Here is a 24,103-nt window from a genome sequence, read left to right on the forward strand (position 1 = left end):
CATGAATGCTGCCAAACGCCTGGAAATCTTTCGCAGGCTGCACGAAGACAATCCGGACCCGAAGACCGAGCTGGCCTACACCACCCCCTTCGAACTGCTGATCGCGGTCATCCTCTCGGCGCAATCCACCGACGTGGGGGTCAACAAGGCCACTGCACGCCTGTACCCGGTGGCCAACACGCCCCAGGCCATCTACGACCTGGGCGTTGAAGGGTTGTCCAGCTACATCAAGACCATCGGCCTGTACAACAGCAAGGCCAAGAACGTCATCGAAACCTGTCGCCTGCTGATCGAGCGCCACGGCGGCGAAGTGCCGCAAACCCGCGAAGCCCTCGAAGCGTTGCCCGGGGTGGGCAGAAAGACGGCCAACGTGGTGCTCAACACCGCATTTCGCCAGCCGACCATGGCGGTGGACACGCATATCTTCCGGGTCAGCAACCGCACCCGTATCGCCCCCGGCAAGACGGTGCTGGAGGTGGAAAAGGCATTGATGAAGTTTGTGCCCAAGGACTATCTGCTGGATGCGCACCACTGGCTGATACTGCATGGGCGCTATGTATGCCAGGCGCGCAAGCCACGCTGTGGAAGCTGCCGTATCGAGGACCTTTGCGAGTACCCGCAAAAAACCTCCGACGATTGAACAAATAGTTGAATCGGTTGCGCACGATTGAAAAAATCTTTTTTACCGGCTCTGAAAATATCGCTATAAGGTGCGCCAATAGCCCTCTTGGCATGGAGTGACTTATGAGCACCGATAACGAAGAGCTGGATATCGACGTCGAGCCGGACACGGCAGACGAACAGGAAACGGAAAGCCCGCCCGAAACGGCGAAGACCAACCTCAGCAAGCGTCGCACCATCGACAACATGCTGGAAGAACGCCGCCTGCAAAAGCAGTTGGCCGATTACGACTTCGATCTTTGACGGCCCACTTCAGGTCGCGGGCGGGCCGTCTCTAGCGCATGCAGGGGCCAGGCAGTCGCCCTGGCAAGGTCTGGTTCACACCAGGCCGTTACGCTGGGCCAGTTCGATAAGGTCCACCAGGGAGCGCGCATTGAGCTTGAGCAACAGGCGCGTCTTGTAGGTACTCACCGTCTTGTTGCTCAGAAACATGCCGTCGGCAATCTCCTTGTTGGTCTTGCCACGTGCCAGTTGCTGCAGCACCATCATCTCCCGCCCCGACAGACGTTCGACCATATCCGCTTCGCTGGAACCGCCAAGGTTCGAACGCACCGAGTGCAGGGCCTGGTTGGGGAAGTAGCTGTAACCGGAGAGGACCGCCTTGATGGCGCTGAGCAGCTCGGTAAGGTCCTGCTGCTTGCAGACATAACCCGCGGCGCCCGCCTGCATGCACCGCATCGAAAAATGCCCAGGTGCCTGTGAGGTCAGCACCAGTACCTTTATGTTCACGTCATTGGAGGTCAACCTTGCGATGACCTCCAGCCCATCGAGCTTGGGCATGCCGATATCCAGTATCACGATATCGGGCAGGTGTTTCTTGACCAGCTGCAGCGCGTCCACTCCGTTGTCAGTCTCTGCGACAACTTCATAGCCATGCCGCTCCATCAGCATGCGTACAGCCAGGCGAATGACCGGATGATCATCCACGATCAGCACTTTATTCATGGGCAAAATCCAATTTTCGCTGTTCGATTTTTTGAGCCCGCACAATAGCCTAGTCAACCGGCATAGTGCATTGCAGCTTCCTTGACAGTTGCACGACAAGACCAGACCTACCTAAATAGAAGATTATTCCTACAAAACTTCCTGATAGCAGGCGTTAAGCAGAAACAATCATTGCGTCGTTCGAGGCGTGCATGCATTGCGAACAAACACTAACACCGCACTCTCGCCACGTTCCATATGACAACGCTCGCCCGCACGCAGGAAATATCCGTGATATTTGACTAACCCGGGTATCAATCCTGTCACGGCGTTTTATCGCGTCGAAGTTGCACCGAAGTATTTCCTGAGGACGATCCATAACCCCCTGAACACCGAAGTACCCAGGCCGCATAGTGGTTCCAAAAACAATGCGAACCCTGACCCTTGCGCCCACGAAACAGCGCTCACGCCGAGCAGCAGGCACGTACATGAGCAACGTCGAACCGAAAAGCCCACTGACGATCATTGCTATTTTCGCGGGTATCATCGAAGCCTCTGCGTTGGCCTCACTGCCCTTTCTTGGCGAAGACAGCCAGGGTATCTACACGTGGTTTCTGGTGGGCTTTCCACCCTTTCTGACAATCCTGTTTTTCCTGACGCTCAACTTCAACAGCAAGACGCTGTATTGCCCGGAGTACAACGAGGACACGCCTGAAGTTCCGGATGAACCCAAAGACTGGCCAACTTCAGAACAACGTGAAAGTCACCTGCCGCCTGCCCGTTCTGCCTTTGCACAATTGACCACACAAGCCCCACCCCTGGGTTGCGACGCCATGGCACCCGCTATCTCGACCATCGTCATTTCCGGTGCACACAGCACATCGCTGATCGAATACCTTGTCACTCAGGCCATCACGCAACAGCCCAGGCTGGGCACGCTGGTCATCCACAACCTTGAAACCGGCACGCAGACCACACTGACCACCCATGCCCTGGGCGCCGAGCCACCGCAATGAAGGCATAAAAAAACCCGGCCTCAGGCCGGGTTCCTTTCGTTCAAGCGCCCCTCACACCAGTGAGCGGCCCTTGTTCGCGGCAATGCGCAGGCGCAGTGCGTTGAGCTTGATGAAGCCCGCCGCGTCGGCCTGGTTGTAGGCGCCGCCGTCTTCTTCGAAGGTGGCGATGTTGGCATCGAACAGCGAATCGTCAGACTTGCGACCGGTGACGATCACGTTGCCCTTGTACAGCTTCAGGCGAACCACACCGTTCACGTTCAACTGCGAAGCATCGATCATCTGTTGCAGCATCAGACGCTCAGGGCTCCACCAGTAGCCGGTGTAGATCAGGCTGGCGTACTTGGCCATCAGCTCATCCTTGAGGTGAGCCACTTCGCGGTCCAGGGTGATGGACTCGATCGCACGGTGCGCGCGCAGCATGATGGTGCCGCCCGGGGTTTCGTAGCAGCCACGGGACTTCATGCCCACATAGCGGTTCTCGACGATGTCCAGGCGACCGATGCCGTTCTCGCCGCCGATGCGGTTCAGGGTGGCCAGGACGGTGGCCGGAGTCATCTCGACGCCGTCCAGCGCCACGACGTCGCCGTTGCGGTAGGTCAGTTCCAGGTAGGTCGGAACGTCAGGGGCGTTTTCTGGCGACTTGGTCCAGCGCCACATGTCTTCTTCGTGCTCGGTCCAGGTATCCTCCAGCACGCCGCCCTCGTAGGAGATGTGCAGCAGGTTGGCGTCCATCGAGTACGGCGACTTCTTCTTGCCGTGACGCTCGATCGGGATACCGTGCTTTTCGGCGTAGTCCATCAGCTTCTCGCGCGAGAGCAGGTCCCACTCGCGCCATGGGGCGATGACCTTGACGCCTGGCTTGAGCGCGTAGGCACCCAGCTCGAAACGCACCTGGTCGTTGCCCTTGCCGGTGGCGCCATGGGAAATGGCGTCGGCGCCGGTTTCGTTGGCGATCTCGATCAGACGCTTGGCGATCAGCGGACGTGCGATGGAAGTACCCAGCAGGTATTCGCCTTCGTAGACGGTGTTGGCGCGGAACATCGGGAACACGAAATCGCGGACGAATTCTTCTCGCAGGTCATCGATGTAGATCTCTTTGACACCCATGGCCTGAGCCTTGGCGCGGGCCGGTTCGACCTCCTCGCCCTGCCCCAGATCGGCGGTGAACGTCACCACTTCACAGTTGTAGGTATCTTGCAGCCACTTGAGAATCACCGAAGTATCAAGGCCGCCGGAATACGCCAGTACGACCTTTTTTACGTCCGCCATGCCATCACTCCACGGGTTGTACGGAAAGCCGGTGATTCTACCGGCCTTACCGCAGAATTTACAGTGGGGCGACAGCTTGTGACGACAAAGCGACAGAAATTGTCGTCGGCGCGACCGGCGGTCGCACCGTCGAATCAGGCGGCGGGTTTGCCTGCCTGGGCGGCCGGCGTCTGCGTGGGTGCCGGCGCAGGCGGGGTCGCTGCCGGTTCGGCAGGCTTGTGCGGGGCAACCTCTGCGGGCTTCTCGACCGGGGTGACGCGGTCGAGCTGGATGTTCACCCGGCGGTTGCGTGCCCGATTGGCGGCATTGGTATTGGCCGCCAGCGGATAGCGCTCGCCATGAAAGCGCACGGTGATCTGCTCTTCGGGGATGCCATGGGCCTTGAGGTAGTCCTGCACCGCCAGGGCGCGGCGACGCGAGAGGTCACGGTTGGTCAGGCGGTTGCCGCTGTTGTCGGAGTGGCCATCGAGCTCGATGTGGTTGACCGTGGGGTCGGCCTTGAGGAAGTCGATGATCACGTCCAGGCGGGCACGTGCATCGGCATCCAGATCGATACCGCCCCCCGGAAAGCCCACGCGTGCCTGGCGCACCTGGTCATAGTTCATCGGCAGCAGCTTGGCCGCACAGGCCTGGTAGTCACCGTAGGCACGGTTGAACTTCACCGGCAGCACGCGCACTTCCATGCTGCGCCCGGCTTCGCCGGTGTAGTTGCGCACCACGGTGCTGCGCCCGTCCAGCAGGCCATTGATGAGCCGGCTGGCCTGGCCCTGGGAGCTGTTGAACAGCACGCCGCTGCGCGCCATGCGCACCGCGCCCAGGTTGATGTCGCCACGCCCGGGCTGCCACGGTGCGGCGGCGGCCAGCAGGGTCGCGGAGCCGGCGCCCAGCACATTGCTGGTGGAGCGCAGCTGGAAGGTGGCCTGCTCGCCCGCGCGGCGCACGAACTCGCCGCTGCCGAAATCGGCGATCGGCTGGATCAGCCGGCATTCGAACTGATCGCCCTCGACCTTCCACTCGACGTTCTCCACGCGAGTCTGGAAGGTGAGTGCCACGGCCGGCAGGCTGGCAAACATACTGAGCAGGGCTAGGTAACGCTGGCGCACGGGCGGCTCCACAAATTTCTTACGGCATACCTGCAAGCTATCGGACGCCCTGCGCAAAACTTGATAGCGAGTGCTCGGATCGGGCTTTTCCGGTAGCATTCACCGGGAGTTCGAACCGCCTGGAATCCCCAATGTCCGACCGCCTGACCCTCCTGCGTCCCGACGACTGGCACATCCATCTTCGCGATGGCGCTGTATTGCCCCATACCGTCGGCGACGTGGCGCGCACCTTTGCCCGCGCCATCATCATGCCCAACCTGGTACCGCCGGTACGCAACACTGCCGAAGCCGACGCCTATCGCCAGCGCATCCTGGCCGCCCGCCCTGCCGGCAGCCGCTTCGAACCGCTGATGGTGCTGTACCTCACCGACCGCACCCAGCCCGAGGACATTCGCGCGGCCAAGGCCAGCGGATTCGTGCATGCCGCCAAGATGTACCCGGCCGGCGCGACCACCAACTCGGACTCCGGCGTGACCAGCGTCGACAAGATTTTCCCGGTGCTCGAAGCCATGGCCGAGGTGGGCATGCCACTTCTGGTGCACGGCGAAGTGACCCGCCCCGAGATCGACGTGTTCGATCGCGAGAAGCTGTTCATCGACGAGCACCTGCGCCGTGTGGTCGAGCGCTTCCCCACGCTCAAAGTGGTGTTCGAGCACATCACCACTGCCGAAGCCGTGCAGTTCGTCAACGAGGCCCCGGCCAACGTCGGCGCGACCATCACCGCCCAGCACCTGCTGTACAACCGCAACCACATGCTGGTGGGCGGTATTCGCCCGCACTTCTACTGCCTGCCGATCCTCAAGCGCAACACCCACCAGGTGGCTCTGCTCGACGCAGCCACCAGCGGCAGCAGCAAGTTCTTCCTCGGCACCGATTCGGCGCCCCACGCCCAGCATGCCAAGGAAGCCGCCTGCGGCTGTGCCGGCTGCTACACCGCGTTCGCCGCCATCGAGCTGTACGCCGAGGCGTTCGAACAGCGCAACGCGCTGGACAAGCTGGAAGGTTTCGCCAGCCTGCATGGCCCGGCGTTCTACGGCCTGCCGGCGAACACCGACCACATTACCCTGGTCCGCGAAAGCTGGACCGCCCCAGGCAGCCTGCCATTCGGCGAGCAGACTGTCATCCCGCTGCGCGCCGGTGAGCAACTGCGCTGGCGCCTGCTGGAGGAGACTGTGTGAGCGACGATTACGAAGACGACCAGGAAGGTCAAGGCGGCGGTTCGCGCCATCCGATGGCAGAGCGCTTTCGCGGCTACCTGCCGGTGGTGGTGGATGTTGAAACCGGTGGTTTCAACTGCGCCACCGATGCACTGCTGGAAATAGCCGCAGTCACCATCGGCATGGACGAAAAGGGCTTCCTGTTCCCGGAGCACACCTATTTCTTCCGCGTCGAACCCTTCGAGGGCGCCAATATCGAACAGGCGGCCCTGGACTTCACCGGCATCAAGCTCGATCACCCGCTGCGCATGGCGGTCAGCGAAGAGTCGGCGCTGACCGACATCTTCCGCGGCGTGCGCAAGGCCCTCAAGGCCAATGGCTGCAAGCGCGCGATCCTGGTGGGGCACAACAGCAGTTTCGACCTGGGCTTCCTCAACGCGGCCGTGGCGCGCCACGACATGAAGCGCAACCCCTTCCACCCGTTCTCCAGCTTCGACACCGCCACCCTGGCTGGCCTGGCCTATGGTCAGACCGTGCTGGCGCGGGCCTGCCAGAGTGCCGACATCGACTTTGACGGGCGGGAGGCACACTCGGCGCGCTACGACACCGAGAAGACGGCCGAGCTGTTCTGCGGCATCGTCAATCGCTGGAAGGAAATGGGCGGCTGGCAGGACTTTCGCGACTGACCGCTTCGCCGGCCGGCGCCTGCAGACGCTACGCGACGCAGGAGCCGGCCTTGCTGGCGAACAGGCATAAAAAAACCGGCCACCAGGGCCGGTTTTTTCATGCGTGGCGCTTACAGCTTGCCAGCATTCTCGCTCAGGTAGGCAGCAACGCCTTCTGGCGAAGCGGTCATGCCCTTGTCGCCTTTTTTCCAGTTGGCAGGGCAGACTTCGCCGTGCTCTTCGTGGAATTGCAGCGCGTCGACCAGACGGATCAGCTCTTCCATGTTGCGGCCCAGCGGCAGGTCGTTGACGATCTGCGAACGGACAACACCCTTGTCGTCGATCAGGAACGCGCCACGGAAGGCCACGCCGCCTTCGGACTCGACGTCGTAGGCCTGGGCGATTTCGTGCTTGAGGTCGGCAGCCATGATGTATTTGACCGGGCCGATACCGCCGGCGTTGATCGGGGTGTTGCGCCAGGCGTTGTGGGTGAAGTGCGAGTCGATCGAAACGGCGATAACTTCAACGTTGCGCGCCTTGAAGTCGTCCATGCGGTGATCCAGGGCGATCAGCTCGGACGGGCAGACGAAGGTGAAGTCCAGTGGGTAGAAGAACACCAGGCCGTACTTGCCCTTGATAGCCGAAGCCAGGTTGAAGCTGTCGACGATCTCGCCGTTGCCCAGTACTGCAGGTACGGTGAAGTCCGGGGCGTTTTTGCCTACGAGCACGCTCATTCGATATCTCCTGATGGTATTGAATGGTTTGCGCAGCCGACCCGCAGGTCCGCTGGCATGACACAAGAACTGCCCATCATACACCGACCGACGCCGTGCGCCGAGCGAATGCCAGCCCACTGCCAGACTGACCGCCGGTCGCTCTGGAACGGGCCTCTGCACAAGGTACTTTGACAAGCATTCTCATTAGCATTAAGCTCCCCGACATCAAGCCTTTACCAGCGATGGTCTCCCTTATGTATGTGTGTCTTTGTGTTGGTGTTACCGACGGACAGATCCGCGATGCGATTTACGAAGGATGCTGCAGCTACAAGGAAGTCCGTGCCGCCACCAACGTGGGCACCCAGTGCGGCAAATGTGCCTGCCTGGCCAAGGAAGTGGTACGTGAAACCCTGACCAAACTGCAGGTCAGCCAGGCCGCCCTGCCTTATCCGGTAGAATTTACCGCAGCCTGAAAACAGCGAATTTGAAGAACCGGACCTCGTGTCCGGTTTTTTTATGCCTGCAATTCAAGTAGTTAGGCTTAAAACGCGGAACACAAACATTCTTATTCCGATTAATTTTCATTTATTATTCAATAACTTAGGTTTGACACTGGAAGTTGTCGGGCTCAGACTCGTGCTTATCGACACACTTACGCAGGGCAGGACCCCATCATGAAAGGCGACGTTAGCGTCATCCAGCATCTCAACAAGATCCTCGGAAACGAGCTGGTCGCAATCAACCAATACTTCCTGCATGCGCGCATGTACGAAGACTGGGGTCTGGAAAAGCTCGGCAAGCACGAATACAAAGAATCCATCGACGAGATGAAACACGCTGACAAACTGATCAAGCGCATCCTGTTTCTCGAAGGTATTCCCAACGTCCAGGACCTGGGCAAGCTGCTGATTGGCGAACACACCAAGGAAATGCTCGAGTGCGACCTGCGCCTGGAGCAGAAAGGCCTGATCGACCTGAAGGCGGCGATTGCGCATTGCGAGACCGTGGGCGACTTCGGCAGCCGCGAACTGCTCGAAGACATCCTCGAGGCCGAGGAAGAGCATATCGACTGGCTGGAAACCCAGTTGAGCCTGATCGACAAGGTCAGCCTGGAAAACTACCTGCAGTCGCAGATGGGCGAGTAGTCACGCCCAACCGGCTGCAACCAAAGCCCCGCCTGTACGGGGCTTTTTTTCGCCTGAGGTAACCGGCCTTGCCGGCCACCGGGCCCAGGCAGGCACAAAAAAGCCCCGCAGATGCGGGGCTCTTCAGTGCAGAACCGGATTCAGGCCTTGGCCGCCTCGGCCTTGGCAGCGGCGTCCTTGATCAGGGTCTGCAGCTCGCCGTTGGCAAACATCTCGGCCATGATATCGCTGCCGCCGACCAGCTCACCGCCCACCCACAGTTGCGGGAAGGTCGGCCAGTTGGCGTACTTGGGCAGGTTGGCGCGGATTTCCGGGTTCTGCAGGATATCCACGTAAGCGAACTTCTCGCCACAACCCATCACGGCTTGCGCCGCCTTGGCCGAAAAGCCGCACTGCGGGGCATTCGGCGAGCCTTTCATGTAAAGCAGAATGGTGTTGTTGGCAATCTGCTCTTTGATTGTTTCGATAATATCCATGAAGCACCTCGCGGCTGAACTTTCCGACCTGGTTGTCGGCACGGTGACGCATTGTATCGGAAAGCCGAGCGTGACGCTCGGCCTTGCCGATATCAGGCCGCAACCACCTCTACCACCACCCCGTTGAGCGCCGCATTGCCCGATACCGCGTCGCGCTGACGCTCGTCGGTCAGATCGTTGGCACTGGCCCCTGCTTGCGCCTGAGCGATGCCCAGGCGCATGCCTGGCCGCCCATGGCCGAAGCCGTGTGGCAGGCTGACCACGCCGGGCATCATATCGGTGCTGGCGAGCACCTCCACCTCGATGCTGCCCACGCGCGAGCTGACACGCACCCGCTGGCCGTCCTGCAACTGCCGGCCGGCCAGGTCGTCGGGATGCATCAGCAGCTGGTGGCGCGGCTTGCCCTTCACCAGGCGATGGTAGTTGTGCATCCAGGAGTTGTTGCTGCGCACATGCCGACGCCCGATCAGCACCAGTTGCGTGGCCTGGGGCAAAGCTTGCGCGGCGAAGCGCTGAAGGTCGGCCAGGATCACCGCGGGCGCGGCCTCGACATACTGGCTGGCAGTTTTCAGCCGTGCACCGAGGTTGGGCTGCAACGGCCCCAGGTCGATACCGTGGGGATAGCGCTCGAGGGTGTGCAGCGACAGGTCGAACGCGCTGCCCTGGCCATGGGGCCCGCCGCGCAAGCCCAGGTCGATCATCTGCGCGGGTGTCAGGGTCGGTTTGAGCGGCTTGTCGGCCAGTGCCGCGAAGGCCTTGGCCAGGCCGACGAAGATCTCCCAGTCGTGCAGCGCGCCTTCGGGCTTGGGCAGGATCGCCCGGTTGAAGCGGCTGACGTTGCGCACCGCCAGCAGGTTGAAGGTGGTGTCGTAGTGATCGTTCTCCAGCGCCGAGGTGGACGGCAGGATCAGGTCGGCATGGCGCGTGGTCTCGTTGATGTACAGGTCGATGCTGAGCATGAACTCCAGCCCTTGCAGCGCCTGCTCCAGCTGCCGCCCATTGGGCGTGGAGAGCACCGGGTTGCCGGCCACGGTGACGAGTGCACGCACCTGCCCTTCGCCCTCGCACAGCATCTCTTCGGCCAGTGCCGCCACCGGCAGCTCGCCTGCGTACTCGGGCAGGCCCGACACACGGCTCTGCCAGGCGTTGAAATGCCCGCCGCTGGTACTGGCCACCAGGTCCACTGCCGGCTGGGTGCACAAGGCGCCGCCGACCCGATCCAGATTGCCACTGACCAGGTTGATCATCTGCACCAGCCAATGGCACAGGGTGCCGAAAGCCTGGGTCGAGATACCCATGCGCCCATAGCACACGGCCTTGTCGGCGGCGGCGAAGTCGCGGGCCAACTGGCGGATCTGCTCGGCCTCGATACCACAGCGCGGGCCCATGGCTTCGGCTGTGAACGGCGCGATTGCCTCGCGCACCGCGTCCAGCCCGGCCACCGGCAGGTGCGTGGTACGGCTCAGGCCTTCCTCGAACAGGGTGTTGAGCAGCCCGCACAGCAGCGCCGCATCAGCGCCTGGGCGCACGAACAGGTGTTGGTCGGCCATGGCCGCGGTCTCGCTGCGCCGCGGGTCGACCACCACCAGCTTGCCGCCCCGTGCCTGCAGGGCCTTGAGGCGCTTTTCGACATCGGGCACAGTCATGATGCTGCCGTTGGAAGCCAAGGGGTTGCCGCCCAGAATCAGCATGAAGTCGGTATGGTCGATGTCCGCAATCGGCAACAGCAGGCCATGGCCGTACATCAGGTAGCTGGTCAGGTGCTGCGGCAACTGGTCGACCGAGGTCGCGGAAAAGCGGTTGCGCGTCTTGAGCAGGCCCAGGAAATAGTTGCTGTGGGTCATCAGGCCGTAGTTGTGCACGCTGGGGTTGCCCTGGTACACCGCCACCGCGTTCTGACCATGGCGCTGCTGCAGGGCCCAGAGCTTCCGGGCGGCCAGCGCGAACGCCTCGTCCCAGCCGATGGCCTGCCATTGCTCGCCGATGCGGCGCATGGGAGTACGCAGGCGGTCCGGATCGTTCTGGATGTCCTGCAACGCAACGGCCTTGGGACAGATATGGCCACGGCTGAAGGTGTCCAGCGCATCGCCCTTGATCGACGTGATGCGCGGCGCCTGCCCAGGCTCATGGGCCACTTCCAGGGTCAGGCCGCAGATGGCTTCGCACAGATGACAGGCACGGTGATGCACGCTTTTGCTCATGGCCGCCTCTTGTTGTGGGTCTGATTAGCGACCTCGACTATGGCCCTGCCCCGCCCCCCTCGCCAGTGACGTTCGTGGCGTGAATCGCCCGGCATCAGGCAAGGCGATGGTCGCGGCGCGCTGGCACCTGTACCGCGCATGCGTTGCAAAGGCCTCGGCGGGCAGTGTACAAAGCCTGTCCGGCCCAATAAAAAGCGTCACCCAACGGCTTGCAACACATTCGGCAACGTCGAGTTCGCAGCCCCCACTTGGTAAGACGCGACATTTAATTATAGTATTGCGCCTTTCCCTATTTCGTCGCCCCGTGCGGCTTTCGCCGCAGGTCACTTCCGTTGTTTTCGAAAACCGGCTTTTGATGATCTGCGGTCTGTTGCAAAAAGGTAGTCAATGATGAGCGCTAGGCACTTTCTCTCCCTGATGGATTTCACCGCCGAAGAACTGGTCAGTGTGATCCGCCGAGGGATCGAGCTGAAGGACCTGCGTAACCGCGGCGTACTCTTCGAACCCCTGAAAAACCGCGTGCTGGGCATGATTTTCGAAAAGTCGTCCACGCGTACCCGGCTGTCGTTCGAAGCCGGCATGATCCAGCTCGGTGGCCAGGCCATCTTCCTGTCGCCACGCGACACCCAGCTGGGCCGTGGCGAGCCGATCGGTGACTGCGCCATCGTCATGTCGCGCATGCTCGACGCGGTGATGATCCGTACATTTGCCCACAGCACGCTCACCGAGTTCGCCGCCAATTCGCGGGTACCGGTGATCAACGGCCTGTCCGACGACCTGCACCCGTGCCAGCTGCTGGCCGACATGCAGACTTTCCTCGAACACCGCGGCTCGATCCAGGGCAAGACCGTGGCCTGGGTGGGCGATGGCAACAACATGTGCAACAGCTATATAGAAGCGGCCATCCAGTTCGACTTCCAGCTGCGCATCGCCTGCCCTGAGGGCTATGAGCCCAACCCGGCGTTCGTGGCCCAGGCCGGCGAGCGCGTGCAGATCGTGCGCGACCCCAAGGACGCCGTGCGCGGTGCACACCTGGTGAGCACCGATGTCTGGACTTCCATGGGCCAGGAGGAGGAAACTGCACGGCGCCTGGCGCTGTTTGCGCCTTACCAGGTCAACCGCGAACTGCTCGACCTGGCGGCTGCGGATGCCCTGTTCATGCACTGCCTGCCCGCCCACCGTGGCGAGGAAATCAGCCTGGACCTGCTCGACGACCCCCGTTCGGTCGCCTGGGACCAGGCCGAAAACCGCTTGCATGCACAGAAGGCGCTTCTCGAATATCTTGTCGAACCGGCCTATCACCACGCATGAGTCAACCTCTACTGCTTAACCTGCGCGACCTCGCCTGCGGCTATGGCGAGCAGCGCATCGTCCAGAACCTCAACCTGCACCTCAACGCCGGCGACATCGGTTGCCTGCTGGGTTCCTCGGGGTGCGGCAAGACCACCACGCTGCGCGCCATCGCCGGTTTCGAGCCGGTGCACGAGGGCGAGATCAGCCTGGCGGGCGAAGTCATCTCCAAGGCCGGCTTCACCCTGGCCCCGGAGAAGCGCCGCATCGGCATGGTGTTTCAGGACTACGCGCTGTTCCCGCACCTGACCGTGGCCGAGAACATCGCGTTCGGCATCGGCAAGCACCCCCGCCAGCGCCAGGTGGTCGATGAAATGCTCGAGCTGGTGAAGCTGGACAAGCTTGGCGGGCGCTACCCGCACGAGCTGTCCGGCGGCCAGCAACAGCGTGTGGCCCTGGCCCGTGCCCTGGCACCCGAGCCGCAACTGCTGCTGCTGGACGAGCCATTCTCCAACCTCGACGTGGAACTGCGCCGACGCCTCAGTCATGAGGTGCGTGACATCCTCAAGAGTCGCGGCACCAGCGCGATCCTGGTCACCCATGACCAGGAAGAGGCCTTTGCCGTCAGCGACCATGTGGGCGTGTTCAAGGAAGGCCGCCTGGAGCAGTGGGACACCCCGTACAACCTCTACCACGAACCGTTCACGCCGTTCGTGGCCAGCTTTATCGGCCAGGGCTATTTCATCCGTGGCCAGCTGACCAGCCCCGAATCGGTGCAGACCGAACTGGGCGAGCTGCGCGGCAATCGGGCCTACACCCTGCCCCAGGGCAGCGCGGTGGATGTGCTGCTGCGCCCGGACGACATCGTGCATGCGCCCCACAGTGCCTTGAAGGCAAGCATCGTCGGCAAGAGCTTCCTCGGTGCGTCCACCCTGTACCGCCTGCAACTGGGTACCGGCAGCCAGCTCGAAGCGATCTTCCCGAGCCATATCGACCATCAGGTCGGCGGCGAGGTGGGCATAGAAGTGGCGGCGGACCACCTGGTGCTGTTCCCGGTGGCCGGCACGGTGCCGGCACAACTGCCGGTGGCGGAGAACGGCGTGCGACGCTACAGCGCGGCGCTCTGATAACGCTTCGCCAGCAAGGCTGGCTCCTACAGGAAATTGCCTGGCCTACTGTAGGAGCCAGCCTTGCTGGCGAAAAGGGCCGCTAGAGGAACAACGTCCCGCTCGCCACCCGCGTCGCATACCCGCCAATCTTCACCCGCGCCCCCTCCAGGCGGCAGAACAGCTCCCCGCCCCGCGCGGAACACTGCACCGCGTGCAGCTCATCCTTGCCCAGGCGCTGCGCCCAGTAAGGGATCAGCGAGCAGTGCGTGGAGCCGGTCACCGGGTCTTCAGGGATACCGATCCCCGGCGCAAAATAGCGCGACACAAAATCATGCTCGCGCCCTGGCGCCGTGACAATCACGCCCAGCCCCGGCAACGGCACCAGCGCCGCCATGTCAGGGCGACAATCCCGCACCGCCTGTTCGCTTTCGAGCACCACGAACAGTTCATTGGTCTGCCACACCTCGACCACCGGGCACCCCAGCGCCTGCGCCACCGGCGGCAGCTCGGCCAGCGGCTGCGGGTCGTAGCGCGGGAAGTCCAGCACCAGGCGCCCCGCCTCGCGGCTCACGGTCAGCGGCCCCGAACGGCTGTCGAACGCCAGGCACTCGGCATCTTCCCCATACACCTCGAACAGCACATGCGCGCTGGCCAGGGTCGCATGCCCGCACAGCGGCACTTCGGTGGAGGGCGTGAACCAGCGGATGCGCCAGCGCTGCGCCTCGCGCACGACGAATGCGGTTTCGGCCAGGTTGTGCTCGGCCGCAATTTTTTGCATCAGTTCATCGGGCAGCCATTGCTCCAGGCGATACACCATCGCCGGGTTGCCGCTGAAGGGTTGGGAACTGAAGGCATCGACCTGGTGAAATTCAAGCTGCATGGGTTGGCTCCTGCATGGGAAGGCAGCGAGCATGCCTGCCCGGGCGCTCGCGCTTCCATATACAGAATGGCCGGATTTGGAGGATACAGATGCTACTCGCGGCCGATCGCCGCAAAGCTGCCCCGGGTGTGCTCGGCCAGCACCGCCGCCGCCAGTTCCACCTCGAGCCCGCGCCGCCCGGCGCTGACATGAATGGTTTCGAACTGCTGCGCCGAAGCATCGATGAAGGTGCGCAGGCGCTTCTTCTGCCCCAGCGGGCTGATCCCGCCCACCAGGTACCCGGTGGAACGCTGTGCGGCCATCGGGTCGGCCATTTCGCACTTCTTTGCGCCCGCCGCATGGGCCAGGGCCTTGAGGTCCAGGCTGCCCACCACCGGCACCACCGCCACCAGCAACTCGCCCTTCTCGGTGCTGGCCAGCAGCGTCTTGAACACCCGCGCTGGCTCCAGGTTGAGCTTCTCGGCGGCTTCCAGGCCGTAGGAAACCGCCTTGGGGTCGTGTTCATAACTGTGGATGCGGTGTTCGGCGCGGGCTTTCTTGAGCAAATCCAGGGCGGGGGTCATGCAGGGCTCCAGGCAGGGTGATCGGTCTCCAGTCGCTGGCTACTTTAGGGCAAAACGCCGGAGCCAACCATTACCCGCCCGGTTGCCACCGACACCACCTGAGCCACCGGCAGTCAGAATATGAATGGCAGTTCACTTTCGACCTTTGACATCAGCGTTTCTTGTCTATATTTTTTCGATTCTGAATATCGAACTGCCCCAATACCGTGCAGTTCTGCCGTCAACCCGACCAGAATGGGGATTCTGCTCGGGTTTTTGTCGAGCGCACACGCGCCTCACAACAACAAGAACCGAGGTCACGAATGACGACTGCTCTACGACAACCAACGCTGTCTGCCCAATGCATGGCCGAATTCCTCGGCACCGCATTGCTCATCTTTTTCGGTACCGGCTGCGTCGCGGCACTCAAGGTCGCGGGCGCCAGCTTCGGCCTGTGGGAAATCAGCATCATCTGGGGCGTGGGGGTCAGCATGGCGATCTACTTCACCGCCGGGGTGTCGGGTGCACACCTGAACCCGGCCGTGAGCATCGCCCTGAGCCTGTTCAGCGGCTTCGAAAAGCGCAAGCTGCCGTTCTACATCGTCGCCCAGGTGGCCGGTGCCTTCTGCGGCGCGGCGCTGGTATACACCCTGTACAGCAACCTGTTCTTCGATTACGAACAGACCCACGCCATGGTGCGCGGCAGCACCGCCAGCCTGGAGCTGGCCTCGGTGTTCTCCACCTATCCGCACCCGTTGCTGTCCACCGGCCAGGCATTTCTGGTGGAGGCCGTGATCACGGCCATCCTGATGGCGGTGATCATGGCCCTTGCCGACGACAGCAACGGCCTGCCCCGCGGCGCACTGGCACCACTGCTGATCGGCCTGCTGATCGCGGTGATCGGCAGTGCCATGGGCCCGCTGACCGGCTTTGCGATGAACCCGGCGCGCGACTTCGGCCCCAAGCTCATGACCTTCCTGGCCGGCTGGGGCAACGTGGCCTTTACTGGCGCACGTGACATTCCCTATTTCCTGGTTCCCATCATTGCGCCGATCATAGGTGCAAGCGTGGGTGCCGCCCTGTATCGCGGCGTGATCGCGCGCAACTTGCCCACGGCAGATGGCGCGAACGCCCAGACCGACGACAACGCTCGGGGCAAGACCCAGGCCTCCTGATGCCGAACCGGCGAGCCAGGCTCGCCCTGCCCCGACTTCCACCTTTTCGAGTGCAAGGCCCACACCATGACCGACACCCCGAACAAGCACTACATCATTGCCCTGGACCAGGGCACGACCAGTTCACGCGCGATCATCTTCGACCGTGACGCCAACGTGGTCGGCACCTCGCAGCGCGAGTTCGCCCAGCATTACCCCCAGGCCGGCTGGGTCGAGCACGACCCGATGGAGATCTTCGCCACCCAGAGCGCGACCATGGTCGAAGCACTGGCCCAGGCGGGCCTGAGCCACGACCAGGTGGCGGCCATCGGCATCACCAACCAGCGCGAGACCACCGTGGTGTGGGACCGCGAAACCGGTCGCCCGGTGTACAACGCCATCGTCTGGCAGTGCCGACGCAGCACCGAGATCTGCGAGCAGCTCAAGCGTGACGGCCACGCGGACTACATTCGCGAAACCACCGGCCTGGTCACCGACCCGTACTTCTCGGGCACCAAGCTCAAGTGGATCCTGGACAACGTCGACGGCGTGCGTGAACGCGCCGAACGCGGCGAGCTGCTGTTCGGCACCGTGGATACCTGGCTGATCTGGAAGTTCTCCGGCGGCAAGGTGCATGTCACCGACTACACCAACGCCTCGCGCACCCTGATGTTCAACATCCACACCCTGGAATGGGACGAGAAGATGCTGCAGGTGCTGGGCATCCCGAAGCAGATGCTGCCCCAGGTACGCTCGTCGTCAGAGGTGTACGGCCACACCAAGAGCGGCATCGCCATTGCCGGCATCGCCGGCGACCAGCAGGCTGCGCTGTTCGGCCAGATGTGCGTGGAGCCGGGCCAGGCCAAGAACACCTATGGCACCGGCTGCTTCCTGCTGATGAACACCGGCGACAAGGCCGTGCAGTCGTCCCATGGCCTGCTCACCACCATTGCCTGCGGCCCCCGCGGCGAAGTGGCCTATGCCCTGGAAGGCGCGGTGTTCAACGGCGGCTCGACCGTGCAGTGGCTGCGTGACGAGCTGAAGATCGTCAACGACGCCCACGACACCGAGTACTTCGCCAGCAAGGTCAAGGACAGCAACGGCGTGTACCTGGTGCCGGCATTCACCGGCCTGGGTGCGCCGTACTGGGACCCGTACGCGCGCGGCGCCCTGTTCGGCCTGACCCGCGGGGTCAAGGTCGACCACATCATCCGCGCCGCGCTGGAGTCGATCGCCTATCAGACCCGCGACGTGCTCGACGCCATGCAGCAGGATTGCGGCGAGCGCCTGAGCGCACTGCGGGTGGACGGTGGCGCGGTGGCCAACAACTTCCTGATGCAGTTCCAGGCCGACATTCTCGGCACCTGCGTGGAACGCCCGCAGATGCGCGAAACCACTGCGCTCGGCGCCGCCTACCTGGCCGGCCTGGCATGTGGCTTCTGGAGCGGGCTGGACGAGCTGCGCGGCAAGGCCATCATCGAGCGCGAGTTCACTCCGCAGTTGGAGGAGGCGCAGAAAGAGAAGCTGTACGCCGGCTGGCTGAAGGCAGTGGACCGTACCCGCGACTGGGAACCGCACGAGGAATAAAACCTGCGCAGGCCTCTTCGCCAGCAAGGCTGACTCCTACACTGTAGGCACCAGCCTTGCTGGCGAGGCGCCCACAGGATCGTTTCAGCCAGCCCCGCGCTGGCCCCCGCCCCCATCCTGCGGCATCATGCAGATTTGCCCGGCAGCCCAAAAGGACCGCCCATGAATCTGCCCCCTCGCCAACAACAAATTCTCGAGCTGGTCCGCGAACGCGGCTATGTCAGTATCGAGGAAATGGCGCAGCTGTTCGTTGTAACCCCGCAAACCATCCGCCGTGACATCAACCAGCTGGCCGAAGTGAACCTGCTGCGCCGCTATCACGGTGGCGCGGCCTATGATTCGAGCATCGAGAACACCGCCTACGCCATGCGTGCCGACCAGATGCGCGACGAAAAGCAGCGTATCGCCGAAGCCATCGCCACGCAGATCCCCGATCACGCCTCGCTGTTCATCAACATCGGCACCACCACCGAGTCCATCGCCCGCGCCCTGCTCAACCACAACCACCTGAAGATCATCACCAACAACCTGCATGTGGCCTCCATCCTCAGCGCCAAGGACGATTTCGAAGTACTGCTGGCCGGCGGCAACGTGCGCCGCGATGGCGGTGTGGTCGGCCAGGCCAGCGTCGACTTCATCAACCAGTTCAAGGTCGACTTCGCCCTGGTCGGCATCAGCGGCATCGATGAGGACGGCAGCCTGCTCGACTTCGATTACCAGGAAGTGCGCGTGTCCCAGGCCATCATCGCCAATGCGCGCCAGGTGATCCTCGCCGCCGACTCCAGCAAGTTCGGGCGCAACGCCATGGTGCGCCTGGGCTCGATCAGCCTGATCGACTGCCTGGTGACCGACCAGCCCCCCGTCGCCGCCCTCGCCCAGTTGCTCAACCAGCACAAGATCCGCCTGGACGTGGTGTAGCGCCATCGCGGCCCTCGCAACGGGGGCCGCTCGAATGTTCATAATTTTTCATTTATTTGTCATCCGATCAGTATTTTCTATTGAAAGCGACTGGCGGGCGCCATTTTGTTGCGCTACCATTTTCGCAAACGAACATTAATGTTCATATTCGATAGAAACCAGAGGCCGCCTCGTGTCCCAGTCCAGCTCGCCATCGCCCGCCCTTGCCGAAATCTACGACGTTGCCGTGATCGGTGGCGGCATCAACGGCGTCGGTATCGCCACCGATGCGGCCGGGCGCGGCCTGTCGGTACTGCTCTGCGAGAAGGACGACCTGGCCAGCCATACGTCCTCGGCCAGCAGCAAGCTGATCCACGGTGGCCTGCGCTATCTGGAGCACTACGAGTTCCGCCTGGTGCGCGAAGCGCTGGCAGAACGCGAAGTGCTGCTGGCCAAGGCGCCGCATATCGTCAAGCCGATGCGCTTCGTGCTGCCGCACCAGCCGCACCTGCGTCCAGCGTGGATGATCCGCGCCGGCCTGTTCCTGTATGACCATCTGGGCAAGCGCAAGCAGCTGGGCGCCTCGCGCAGCCTGCGCTTCGGCCCGGGCAACCCGCTCAAGCCGGCCATCACCCGCGGTTTCGAATACGCCGACTGCGCAGTGGACGACGCCCGCCTGGTGGTGCTCAACGCCATGGCCGCGCGTGAGCTGGGTGCGCACATCCTCACCCGTACCCGCTGCGTCAGCGCACGGCGCGTGGGCAAGCTGTGGAACGTGCAGCTCGAACGCCCCGACGGCAGCCAGCAGACCATCCAGGCCCGCGCCCTGGTGAACGCGGCCGGCCCGTGGGTGGCCAGGCTCATCAAGGACGACCTCAAGCTGGAGGCGCCCTACGGCATTCGCCTGATTCAGGGCAGCCACCTGATCGTGCCCCGGCTGTACGAGGGCGAGCATGCCTACATCCTGCAGAACGAAGACCAGCGCATCGTGTTCGCCATCCCGTACCTGGAGCGCTTCACCCTGATCGGCACCACCGACCGCGAGTACAGCGGCGACCCGGCCCAGGTGAGCATCACCGAGGCCGAGACCGACTACCTGCTCAAGGTTGTGAACGCGCACTTCAACCACCAGCTGGGCCGCGCCGACATCCTCAGCACCTACTCCGGTGTGCGCCCGTTGTGCAACGACGAGTCGGACAACCCCTCGGCGGTCACCCGCGACTACACCCTGGCCCTGTCGGCGTCTGCCGGCGAGGCGCCGCTGCTGTCGGTGTTCGGCGGCAAGCTGACCACCTACCGCAAGCTGGCCGAGTCGGCCATGGCCGAGCTGGCGCCGTACTTCACCCAGATGACCGGTAGCTGGACCGCCACCTCCAGCCTGCCGGGCGGTGAACAGATGACCACGCCGCAGGCGCTGTGCGACGAGATTCTCGCGCGCTTCGGCTGGCTGCCAGCGGATATCGCCAAGCGCTGGGCGCTGACCTACGGCAGCCGCGTATGGCGCCTGCTCGAGGGCGTCCAGGGCCCGGACGACCTGGGTGATGCGATTGGTGGCGGGTTGTTCACCCGCGAGGTGGATTACCTGTGCAGCGAGGAATGGGCGGTCAGCGCCGACGATATCCTGCTGCGGCGCACCAAGCTGGGGCTTTTCACCAGCCCGGCCGAACAACAGGCTCTGCGGGTTTACCTGCAACGGGTAGAACTGAGCCGCGGGCGTATTCAGGCGGCCTGACACCGCCAAATCGCATCGAGGGTCAAGCCCGCTCCCACAAGCTCACCAAACCAGTGGGAGCGGGCTTGACCCGCGATGAGGCCAACAAAGGACTATCTGTTCGGTTTCCCGAACGAGCCATTGGCCCTTAATCGGAAACCCGGACATCCCTCCCCCGCCATACCCCGGCAAAAAATGCCCGCCGCCGCTATTTGCATGGGGTTATGATCAAAATCAGAGTTTGGCATGAGTCATGCTCTACACTCAGTACCCGAATGCGCAACCGCTTCATTGCTGTGTTCGCTGAACGAAAGAGCCCGCCAACGGCTCAATAAGAAAAACAACGTCGAGGAAAATTTGATGCGTATCGTTCCCCATCTGTTGGGCGCCGCCATGGCGACCGCTTTGATCAGCACGCCGGCCCTTGCCGCCGAACTGACCGGCACCCTGAAGAAAATCAACGACTCGGGCACCATTACCCTGGGGCACCGCGACGCTTCCATCCCGTTCTCCTACATCGCCGACGCTTCGGGCAAACCCGTCGGTTACTCCCACGACATCCAGCTGGCTATCGTCGAGGCCCTGAAAAAGGACCTGAACAAGCCGGACCTGAAGGTCAAATACAACCTGGTCACCTCGCAGACCCGCATCCCGCTGGTGCAGAACGGCACCGTTGACGTCGAGTGCGGTTCCACCACCAACAACCTCGAGCGCCAGCAACAGGTCGACTTCTCGGTCGGCATCTTCGAGATCGGTACCCGCCTGCTGTCCAAAAAGGACTCCTCCTACAAGGACTTCCCGGACCTGGCCGGCAAGAACGTGGTGACCACCGCCGGTACCACATCCGAGCGCATCCTCAAGTCGATGAACGCCGACAAGCAGATGAAGATGAACGTCATCTCCGCCAAGGACCACGGCGAGTCGTTCCAGATGCTCGAGTCCGGCCGCGCCGTGGCCTTCATGATGGACGACGCCCTGCTCGCCGGCGAAATGGCCAAGGCCAAGAAGCCGACCGACTGGGCCGTGACCGGTACCCCGCAGTCCTATGAAATCTACGGCTGCATGGTGCGCAAGGGCGACGCCCCGTTCAAGAAAGCGGTCGATGACGCCATCGTCGCCCTGTACAAGTCGGGTGAGATCAACAAGATCTACGACAAGTGGTTCAACCAGCCAATCCCGCCTAAAGGCCTGAACCTGATGTTCCCCATGAGCGACGAGCTCAAGGCGCTGATCGCCAATCCTACCGACAAAGCTGCAGACGAAAAGAAGTCCTGACCCCCAGCTAGTTAGTGTCTAACCTTTCATCCGAGGGCGCCCAGCGCCCCCGGATGCTCGAAGGTGCCCGTGAAACAACCGATCTGAGGGGAGACCCCGATGAATTACAACTGGGACTGGGGCGTTTTTTTCAAGTCCACCGGCGTTGGCAGCGAGACCTACCTGGACTGGTATATCACCGGCCTGGGCTGGACCATCCTGATCGCCGTTGCCGCCTGGATCATTGCGCTGCTGCTGGGCTCGGTGCTCGGCGTCATGCGTACCGTACCGAACCGTCTGGTGTCGGGTATCGCCACGTGCTACGTGGAACTGTTTCGCAATGTGCCGCTGCTGGTGCAGCTGTTCATCTGGTACTTCCTGGTACCCGACCTGCTGCCCGAAGGCCTGCAGGAGTGGTACAAGCAGGACCTCAACCCGACCACCTCGGCGCTGATCAGCGTGGTCATCTGCCTGGGGCTGTTCACCGCTGCACGGGTGTGCGAGCAGGTGCGCACCGGCATCCAGGCACTGCCACGTGGCCAGGAAGCCGCTGCCCGCGCCATGGGCTTCAGCCTGCCGCAGATCTACAACAACGTGCTGCTGCCGCAAGCCTACCGGATCATCATTCCGCCGCTTACCTCCGAATTCCTGAACGTGTTCAAGAACTCCTCGGTGGCGTCGCTGATCGGCCTGATGGAGCTGCTGGCACAGACCAAGCAGACCGCCGAGTTCTCGGCCAACCTGTTCGAGGCCTTCACCCTGGCCACGCTGATCTACTTCACCCTGAACATGGGGCTGATGCTGCTGATGCGCCTGGTCGAGAAGAAAGTCGCGGTGCCGGGCCTGATCTCCGTGGGGGGTAAATAATGGACATGGATTTCAGTGGAATCGTGCCAGCCCTGCCGGGCCTGTGGAACGGCATGAAGATGACCCTGCAGCTGATGCTCATGGGCATCATTGGCGGCATCGCGCTGGGTACCGTGCTGGCACTGATGCGGTTGTCGTCGAGCAAGCTGCTGTCGCGCCTGGCCGGCGCCTACGTGAACTACTTTCGCTCCATCCCGCTGCTGCTGGTGATCACCTGGTTCTACCTGGCGGTACCGTTCGTGCTGCGCTGGATCACCGGCGAAGACACCCCGGTGGGTGCGTTCACCTCCTGCGTCGTGGCATTCATGATGTTCGAGGCGGCGTACTTCTGCGAAATCGTGCGGGCCGGCGTGCAGTCGATCTCCAAGGGCCAGATGGCGGCTGCCCAGGCACTGGGCATGAACTACGCGCAGACCATGCGCCTGATCATCCTGCCCCAGGCATTTCGCAAGATGACCCCGCTGCTGCTGCAGCAGAGCATCATCCTGTTCCAGGACACCTCGCTGGTCTACACCGTGGGCCTGGTGGACTTCCTCAACTCGGCACGGGCCAGTGGCGACATCATCGGGCGCTCCAACGAGTTCCTGCTGTTTGCCGGCGCCGTGTACTTTGTCATCAGCTTCTCCGCTTCCTTCCTGGTCAAGCGTCTGCAGAAAAGGATAACCGTATGATTTCCATCAAGAACGTCAACAAGTGGTACGGCGATTTCCAGGTTCTGACCGACTGCAGCACCGAGGTCAAGAAAGGCGAAGTGGTGGTGGTGTGCGGGCCGTCTGGCTCGGGCAAGTCCACCCTGATCAAGTGCGTCAACGCGCTGGAACCGTTCCAGAAGGGCGACATCGTGGTCGACGGCACCTCGATCGCCGACCCCAAGACCAACCTGCCCAAGCTGCGCTCGCGGGTCGGCATGGTGTTCCAGCACTTCGAACTGTTCCCGCACCTGACCATCACCGAGAACCTGACCATCGCGCAGATCAAGGTGCTGGGCCGCAGCAAGGAAGAAGCCACCAAGAAGGGCCTGCAACTGCTTGAGCGCGTCGGCCTGTCGGCCCATGCGCACAAGCACCCCGGCCAGCTCTCCGGCGGCCAGCAGCAGCGCGTGGCCATCGCCCGCGCCCTGGCCATGGATCCGATCGTGATGCTGTTCGACGAACCCACCTCAGCCCTGGACCCGGAAATGGTCAGCGAGGTACTCGACGTGATGGTGCAACTGGCCCACGAAGGCATGACCATGATGTGCGTGACCCACGAAATGGGCTTTGCGCGCAAAGTGGCCAACCGGGTGATCTTCATGGACAAGGGCAACATCATCGAAGACTGCACCAAGGAAGAGTTCTTCGGTGACCAGAGCGTGCGCGACGAGCGTACCCAGCACTTCCTCAGCAAGATCCTGCAGCACTGATGCCGCCCGGTGCCCCTGCCCGGCCCACGCCGGGCAGAGGGCGCTGGTCGTGACAAG

The 24,103-nt window shown here is 62.6% G+C and carries 25 protein-coding genes; 17 read left to right on the top strand and 8 right to left on the bottom strand.

Annotated elements, in window-relative coordinates; all coding sequences use genetic code 11:
• Position 1: 1 nt before the first annotated feature.
• Complete coding sequence (gene nth, locus B4I46_RS12705; protein WP_043861967.1) at positions 2 to 640, top strand: endonuclease III; 639 nt, start codon at positions 2 to 4, stop codon at positions 638 to 640.
• A 104-nt stretch (positions 641 to 744) separates the two neighbouring features.
• Complete coding sequence (locus B4I46_RS12710) at positions 745 to 924, top strand: PA3496 family putative envelope integrity protein (protein ID WP_043861968.1); 180 nt, start codon at positions 745 to 747, stop codon at positions 922 to 924.
• Positions 925 to 999: 75 nt separating this feature from the next.
• On the opposite strand, the gene B4I46_RS12715 is transcribed toward B4I46_RS12710, so the two are convergent.
• Positions 1,000 to 1,626: a response regulator transcription factor gene (locus B4I46_RS12715; protein WP_043861969.1), complete on the bottom strand. Its 627-nt coding sequence runs from the start codon at positions 1,624 to 1,626 to the stop codon at positions 1,000 to 1,002.
• Positions 1,627 to 2,093: 467 nt separating this feature from the next.
• On the opposite strand from B4I46_RS12715, the gene B4I46_RS12720 reads away from it, so the two are divergent.
• The gene (locus tag B4I46_RS12720) at positions 2,094 to 2,621 is read left to right on the top strand and encodes a hypothetical protein (protein WP_282361149.1); all 528 of its coding nucleotides are present in this window, start codon (positions 2,094 to 2,096) and stop codon (positions 2,619 to 2,621) included.
• Positions 2,622 to 2,672: 51 nt separating this feature from the next.
• Here the strand turns inward: B4I46_RS12720 and B4I46_RS12725 are convergent, their stop codons facing one another.
• Together B4I46_RS12725 and B4I46_RS12730 are read right to left on the bottom strand one after the other, a co-directional pair.
• Positions 2,673 to 3,890, bottom strand: a complete 1,218-nt coding sequence (locus tag B4I46_RS12725; protein WP_043861971.1) for an argininosuccinate synthase — start codon at positions 3,888 to 3,890, stop codon at positions 2,673 to 2,675.
• Positions 3,891 to 4,024: 134 nt separating this feature from the next.
• Entirely contained in the window at positions 4,025 to 4,993 is a 969-nt protein-coding gene (locus tag B4I46_RS12730) for a flagellar protein MotY (protein WP_043861972.1), read from the bottom strand.
• 131 nt (positions 4,994 to 5,124) lie between these two features.
• Between B4I46_RS12730 and pyrC the strand changes: the two genes are divergently transcribed.
• Positions 5,125 to 6,171 (top strand): dihydroorotase, encoded by a 1,047-nt coding sequence (gene pyrC, locus B4I46_RS12735; protein ID WP_043861973.1) that lies wholly within the window; start codon positions 5,125 to 5,127, stop codon positions 6,169 to 6,171.
• Between the two features lie 53 nt (positions 6,172 to 6,224).
• Entirely contained in the window at positions 6,225 to 6,836 is a 612-nt protein-coding gene (rnt, locus tag B4I46_RS12740; protein WP_173925077.1) for a ribonuclease T, read from the top strand.
• A 110-nt stretch (positions 6,837 to 6,946) separates the two neighbouring features.
• Here rnt and B4I46_RS12745 read toward each other — a convergent pair whose 3' ends face one another.
• Entirely contained in the window at positions 6,947 to 7,549 is a 603-nt protein-coding gene (locus B4I46_RS12745) for a peroxiredoxin (protein ID WP_043861975.1), read from the bottom strand.
• Positions 7,550 to 7,785: 236 nt separating this feature from the next.
• Here B4I46_RS12745 and B4I46_RS12750 point away from each other — a divergent pair, with 236 nt between their 5' ends.
• Both B4I46_RS12750 and bfr read left to right on the top strand, forming a co-directional pair.
• A complete protein-coding gene (locus B4I46_RS12750) occupies positions 7,786 to 8,004 on the top strand; it encodes a bacterioferritin-associated ferredoxin (protein WP_043861976.1) in 219 nt (72 codons plus the stop codon).
• A gap of 201 nt (positions 8,005 to 8,205) precedes the next feature.
• Complete coding sequence (bfr, locus tag B4I46_RS12755; protein WP_043861977.1) at positions 8,206 to 8,676, top strand: bacterioferritin; 471 nt, start codon at positions 8,206 to 8,208, stop codon at positions 8,674 to 8,676.
• 140 nt (positions 8,677 to 8,816) lie between these two features.
• On the opposite strand, the gene grxD is transcribed toward bfr, so the two are convergent.
• Both grxD and B4I46_RS12765 read right to left on the bottom strand, forming a co-directional pair.
• Positions 8,817 to 9,152, bottom strand: coding sequence for a Grx4 family monothiol glutaredoxin (grxD, locus tag B4I46_RS12760; protein WP_038999109.1), 336 nt, complete (start codon positions 9,150 to 9,152; stop codon positions 8,817 to 8,819).
• A 92-nt stretch (positions 9,153 to 9,244) separates the two neighbouring features.
• A complete protein-coding gene (locus B4I46_RS12765; RefSeq protein WP_286900505.1) occupies positions 9,245 to 11,353 on the bottom strand; it encodes a molybdopterin oxidoreductase family protein in 2,109 nt (702 codons plus the stop codon).
• A gap of 390 nt (positions 11,354 to 11,743) precedes the next feature.
• Between B4I46_RS12765 and argF the strand changes: the two genes are divergently transcribed.
• Both argF and B4I46_RS12775 read left to right on the top strand, forming a co-directional pair.
• The gene (gene argF, locus B4I46_RS12770; protein ID WP_043861979.1) at positions 11,744 to 12,664 is read left to right on the top strand and encodes an ornithine carbamoyltransferase; all 921 of its coding nucleotides are present in this window, start codon (positions 11,744 to 11,746) and stop codon (positions 12,662 to 12,664) included.
• Entirely contained in the window at positions 12,661 to 13,770 is a 1,110-nt protein-coding gene (locus B4I46_RS12775; RefSeq protein ID WP_043861980.1) for an ABC transporter ATP-binding protein, read from the top strand. Before argF ends, B4I46_RS12775 begins: the two co-directional genes overlap by 4 nt.
• Before the next feature lie 82 nt (positions 13,771 to 13,852).
• Here the strand turns inward: B4I46_RS12775 and B4I46_RS12780 are convergent, their stop codons facing one another.
• Entirely contained in the window at positions 13,853 to 14,632 is a 780-nt protein-coding gene (locus B4I46_RS12780) for a PhzF family phenazine biosynthesis protein (RefSeq protein WP_058540964.1), read from the bottom strand.
• A gap of 92 nt (positions 14,633 to 14,724) precedes the next feature.
• Complete coding sequence (gene ybaK / locus B4I46_RS12785; protein WP_286900509.1) at positions 14,725 to 15,195, bottom strand: Cys-tRNA(Pro) deacylase; 471 nt, start codon at positions 15,193 to 15,195, stop codon at positions 14,725 to 14,727.
• 302 nt (positions 15,196 to 15,497) lie between these two features.
• Here ybaK and B4I46_RS12790 point away from each other — a divergent pair, with 302 nt between their 5' ends.
• The 8 genes from B4I46_RS12790 (at position 15,498) to B4I46_RS12825 (ending at position 24,046) form a co-directional block, all read left to right on the top strand.
• Entirely contained in the window at positions 15,498 to 16,349 is an 852-nt protein-coding gene (locus B4I46_RS12790) for an MIP/aquaporin family protein (RefSeq protein WP_043861983.1), read from the top strand.
• Positions 16,350 to 16,415: 66 nt separating this feature from the next.
• Complete coding sequence (gene glpK / locus B4I46_RS12795) at positions 16,416 to 17,915, top strand: glycerol kinase GlpK (protein WP_043861984.1); 1,500 nt, start codon at positions 16,416 to 16,418, stop codon at positions 17,913 to 17,915.
• A 162-nt stretch (positions 17,916 to 18,077) separates the two neighbouring features.
• Positions 18,078 to 18,833, top strand: coding sequence for a DeoR/GlpR family transcriptional regulator (locus B4I46_RS12800; protein ID WP_286900513.1), 756 nt, complete (start codon positions 18,078 to 18,080; stop codon positions 18,831 to 18,833).
• Between the two features lie 172 nt (positions 18,834 to 19,005).
• Complete coding sequence (glpD, locus tag B4I46_RS12805) at positions 19,006 to 20,544, top strand: glycerol-3-phosphate dehydrogenase (RefSeq protein WP_286900515.1); 1,539 nt, start codon at positions 19,006 to 19,008, stop codon at positions 20,542 to 20,544.
• Positions 20,545 to 20,883: 339 nt separating this feature from the next.
• Positions 20,884 to 21,798 (top strand): glutamate/aspartate ABC transporter substrate-binding protein, encoded by a 915-nt coding sequence (locus B4I46_RS12810; RefSeq protein ID WP_043861987.1) that lies wholly within the window; start codon positions 20,884 to 20,886, stop codon positions 21,796 to 21,798.
• Between the two features lie 99 nt (positions 21,799 to 21,897).
• On the top strand, positions 21,898 to 22,644 hold the full coding sequence (locus B4I46_RS12815) for an amino acid ABC transporter permease (protein ID WP_043861988.1): 747 nt from the start codon (positions 21,898 to 21,900) through the stop codon (positions 22,642 to 22,644).
• A complete protein-coding gene (locus tag B4I46_RS12820) occupies positions 22,644 to 23,315 on the top strand; it encodes an ABC transporter permease subunit (protein ID WP_043861989.1) in 672 nt (223 codons plus the stop codon). The genes B4I46_RS12815 and B4I46_RS12820 overlap by 1 nt, the downstream gene beginning before the upstream one ends.
• The gene (locus B4I46_RS12825; RefSeq protein ID WP_043861990.1) at positions 23,312 to 24,046 is read left to right on the top strand and encodes an amino acid ABC transporter ATP-binding protein; all 735 of its coding nucleotides are present in this window, start codon (positions 23,312 to 23,314) and stop codon (positions 24,044 to 24,046) included. The genes B4I46_RS12820 and B4I46_RS12825 overlap by 4 nt, the downstream gene beginning before the upstream one ends.
• The last annotated feature ends 57 nt before the right edge of the window (positions 24,047 to 24,103 follow it).

Source organism: Pseudomonas sp. UBA7500 (assembly GCF_002478435.1).
GTDB classification, from domain to species: Bacteria; Pseudomonadota; Gammaproteobacteria; order Pseudomonadales; family Pseudomonadaceae; genus Aquipseudomonas; species Aquipseudomonas palmensis.